General features: G+C 35.7%; 6 protein-coding genes. 1 reads left to right on the plus strand and 5 read right to left on the minus strand.

Annotated features, from left to right (window positions below; translation table 11 throughout):
• A partial coding sequence (locus INF20_RS07820) for a tyrosine-type recombinase/integrase (RefSeq protein WP_226385820.1) occupies window positions 1–227 on the plus strand: 227 nt, incomplete at its 5' end.
• 51 nt (window positions 228–278) lie between these two features.
• Here INF20_RS07820 and INF20_RS07825 read toward each other — a convergent pair.
• The 5 genes from INF20_RS07825 to INF20_RS07845 form a co-directional block, all read right to left on the minus strand.
• Window positions 279–656: a JAB domain-containing protein gene (locus INF20_RS07825; protein WP_226385821.1), complete on the minus strand. Its 378-nt coding sequence runs from the start codon at window positions 654–656 to the stop codon at window positions 279–281.
• Between the two features lie 285 nt (window positions 657–941).
• Window positions 942–1,382: a JAB domain-containing protein gene (locus tag INF20_RS07830; protein WP_226385822.1), complete on the minus strand. Its 441-nt coding sequence runs from the start codon at window positions 1,380–1,382 to the stop codon at window positions 942–944.
• 295 nt (window positions 1,383–1,677) lie between these two features.
• Window positions 1,678–1,902: a YdbC family protein gene (locus tag INF20_RS07835; RefSeq protein ID WP_226385823.1), complete on the minus strand. Its 225-nt coding sequence runs from the start codon at window positions 1,900–1,902 to the stop codon at window positions 1,678–1,680.
• 18 nt (window positions 1,903–1,920) lie between these two features.
• A complete protein-coding gene (locus tag INF20_RS07840; RefSeq protein ID WP_226385824.1) occupies window positions 1,921–2,241 on the minus strand; it encodes a DUF3846 domain-containing protein in 321 nt (106 codons plus the stop codon).
• 668 nt (window positions 2,242–2,909) lie between these two features.
• Entirely contained in the window at window positions 2,910–3,770 is an 861-nt protein-coding gene (locus INF20_RS07845; protein WP_226385825.1) for a DUF1090 domain-containing protein, read from the minus strand.
• Window positions 3,771–4,195: the final 425 nt, after the last annotated feature.

Below are 4,195 nucleotides of genomic sequence, written 5' to 3' on the forward strand. Positions count from 1 at the left end.
GGCTATACAAGAGAATCGGCGTTAAGCATAGGAAATTCCATGCATATAGAGCCACCTTTGCAACGAATCTTGCTAGGGCAGGAGTTCCCATTGAACAGACTGCTAAACTGCTCGGTCATGGTGATATATCTGTCACGGCTAGGTATTATGTTCATGTGTCGGCTGAAAAGCAGGCTTCTGCTGTAGAAAGAATCGCGTCCTTTACACTACTAAAACAAAATAATTGATTGCAAATATAAAACCGGCCAAAACGGCCGGTCTTTATATTTATTTTAATTTTAGAACATTCCAATATTCCTCATGCTCAAATAATTTCCCTCTGATGTTACGATTACATGGTCGAAAAAATTTATATCAGCTTCTTTGCATTTTTTTATAATTATATTAGTCAAATCTATGTCATCATCGCTAGGTAAAAGATTCCCCGACGGATGATTATGAGATATTGCAATAGATGTAGCTCCTAAGATACAACAACACTCAATTATTTTATCAATCTCTATTAAAACATATTCTTTAATGCCTTGTGTGACGGATATTTTCTTTTCCATATTGTTTTCTTCGTTCATTAGAACGACTATGAATTGCTCTTCCGAAGAACCTATTTCTTGGTTCCAGACAGCACAAACATCAGAGGGCTTCCTTATATTTATCATACTGCCCCCTATAAGTTCTTTATTTAACTGTCTTTTCCCCGTATTAAAGTTTATGTTTTATTTCGTGGCGGTCCTCGGGTAACAATTCATATTGTTTATTTAGGTACTGCTTCATCCACTTTCGTTCATCCCGTAGGAAACTTCCGTGTCCACAGCATATAACTCACATCCGCCCATGAGAGTGTTGTTAAATTATTTTAATGAGTATTACATCCTCCTTTTATAATAAGTTTAGGCATATTATAATACCTAAACTTATTATATCATAGTTTGTAATATTTTCCATTAAATTAATTGCTCATTTTTCAAACTGCTATACCGATTTTCTCCAACAATGATATGGTCTAATAGTTTTATTCCTATAATCTCACAAGCATCCTGCAGTCTCACTGTTGAATTAATATCTTCTTGACTAGGCGTTGGGTCTCCAGATGGGTGATTATGTATGCATATAATTGCCGCAGCATTGCTCAAAATAGCATATTTAAGAATTTCTCTAGGATGCATTATTGCACTAAATAAATCTCCTATACTTGCATCATTCACACCAATTATTTGGCCCTTTGCATTAATAGCTACCACTGAAAACACTTCTCTGTCTCTCTCCTGCATTTTAAGATATTTTACAGCGAACTTATAAATATCTTCTGAGCATTTTATCTCAGTGTTAGGCACTTCCCATACCCTTGATGTTTTTGTATAAATTTCATACTTCTTAACTTCCATTTTTATCTTTCCTTTCTTGATGGGCTAACACATGTGCGTTAGCGTTTCCGTGTTCGGTTGATGACTGGAAGTAAAGGTAACGGTGTCAGATAGTGTTCAAGGTGGAGACTTGTACTACCTTGCACTATCAAGCCGTTGCATATACTGAAGGATTCAACGAGCACGAACACTATAATCCATCGCGAAGGCTTTGAGTTATGGCCTGAGCGATACCGCTTCTGCCAAACGGGTGGGTTGGTGGGAAAACAAAATTGCCCCGTTAACGCCGGGGCAATGCTCCTATTATGTTGTTATATTATTTAATCTTTTCTAGAAGCCTTTTTAAAGTACGTGCTTGTTTATAATCCAATGTTACTCCTTTGCTCATGTATTTATGATCCGGAGACCAATCTCTTATATCTAATCTTGGATTATTTCCATTCCAGGCTATAAGGTTTAATTCTTTCGACCAGCCTTTTTCTGATACAGATATAACACCATACCTTTTAGTAATTTCAAATGTCATTTTTTCTTTTTTCATCTTACTAACCTCCATTTGTTAAGCATACATCTTTGAATAAATCTCAATTTGTTCATCTGTCAAACTTTCAAATCCTTCGGAATCCCACGGTGCTCTACATATGAAAAAAGTTCCTGCAATGACATCATATATATGACCGTTTGCAAGTCGTAAACAACGATTAAGTTGAAGTCCCATGCACTTGCCAAGTTCATTACAAATTATTACAGCATCATCTGTATGGCTTGGAGGTGTTACCATTTCAATAAATCCTCCAACTATTTCTTGCTTTGCATCCAAAGTATTTTCAATCTCTACTACCTTCGGCTCTTCATGCGGTTTAACTAATAATACTTTCATTGATGTTCTCCTTTCTTGATGGGCTAACACATGTGCGTTAGCGTTTCCGTGTTCGGTTGATGACTGGAAGTAGAGGCAACGGTGTCAGATAGTGTTCAAGGTGGAGACTTGTACTACCTTGCACTATCAAGCCGTTGCATATACTGAAGGATTCAACGAACACGAACACCATAATCCATCGCGAAGGCTTTGAGTTATGGCCTGAGCGATACCGCTTCCCAATATATGCTGAAAGCATATTATTTTGCAACTACATATGATATACTATTATCGCTGCGACTCTTTCCAGCAGGAAGGAGGTGAATCAACTGGATATACTTATTTCTTTTTTGGTCGCTGTCGGAGCAGATGTAACAGCCTATCTTATCTGCAAGTGGCTGGACAGTGATGACGATTAGCAGCAACAGCACATAAAAAAGCGAGGACTGGTACTCCTCGCTTTTCCTTTTTGTCCAACTGGACACTTATTTCTTTTTTATTTGCCTAAAAATAGTATAGCATATTATATGTAGTTGTCAACTTACATCAATACTTTTATAAACCATTTTTGAAATATATCAATACAATAATAATATATATTGTTTATATTACATATTAGAATATCTTTAAATAGAAGATTTGTCAATATATAATGTGCAGTGTATAAAAAAATAGAGCTTATTCAAGCTCTATTTAGTAGCACCGCAGGTGCATCTGTAATACTTGATGTAAGTTTCTGTATCTTGATATGCTTCTTTCTTATATCTAATTTCGTTATGACTAGAATAACTTTCACCATTTAAGGCATGAGATTTAAAATGATTATATCCTAAATCATCTTCTTCAGGACTAAGAAATTCTGCATTACATCCATCAGCATCACATACAACAACTCCATACGGCACTTTTTTATATTTAGTCACAGTTTTCTCACCATACACAGGCTCCCATTTATGCTGATGTGCAGGCTTAGATGGCTTAGAAGTAGATGAATCGCTGGAGCTTGATCCAGAAGACCCGCTGCTACCGCCTGATGGCTTGCTTGGCTTTGATGCACTAGAGCCACCAGAGCTACTGGAACTATTGCTTCCACTATTAGAAGGCTTCTTATTTGAGTTACTAGAACTTGCACTAGAATTGCTGGAAGAAGGCTTTTTATCAGTAGACTCTGCTACTTCCTCTTTAGCTTTTTCTACCTTCTTTTTAGTTGAATTAACTTTTTCCTTAGCAGCTTCTACTTTCTTCTCTGCTTTTGCTATTGCATCTTTATCGCCTGATTTTTTAGCTTTTTCTAATTCTTTTTCTGCATCTTTAAGTTCATCTTCAGCAGACTGTTCCTCTTTAACAGCCTCCTCTTCAGCTTCCTTTGCCTGTTCGAGCTTCTTCTCGTTAGAAGCCACGCCTGAATCAGTAGAAGTCATCAGCTTATACCCTACTGAACCACCAGCAGCCACCGCTATGATAAGCAAGATTGCAAGAGCGGTTTTCTTATGCTTCTTGCAGGTATCCTTAATAGTAGTCCAATACTGGACTATTCTCTTCTTTAACATATTAAATTCCTCTCTTATGAAACCAACTTATATAAACCTTTAGTTATAAGAATTATGCAATATTATTTTTTTGTTGCTCCGCAACTGCATTTTGTAATTATTTAGTAGCTCCGCATGAACAATTATAATATTTTATATATGTTTCAGTTGTTTGATATGGAACTTTTTTATATCTTGTTTCTACATGATACATAATTAATATCTTATGAATTAATTATAACATTTCATTTGTCCATATCCAATCACTATTATTATGATACAATATAAAAACAAACTTATTTACAATCCTCAATAATAAAAGGAGGATTGCAAATGGCAACCAACTGTATAATAAATGGAAATCACTACTATAGAATCTATAGAAAAGTGGGAAAGGAATTTAAAAATGGACAATGGCTAGATAAGAGAAAAGCTTTTTATGGCAA

Origin of the sequence: Gallibacter intestinalis (assembly GCF_014982745.1) — a bacterium.
Classification (GTDB): Bacteria; Bacillota; Clostridia; order Peptostreptococcales; family Anaerovoracaceae; genus Gallibacter; species Gallibacter intestinalis.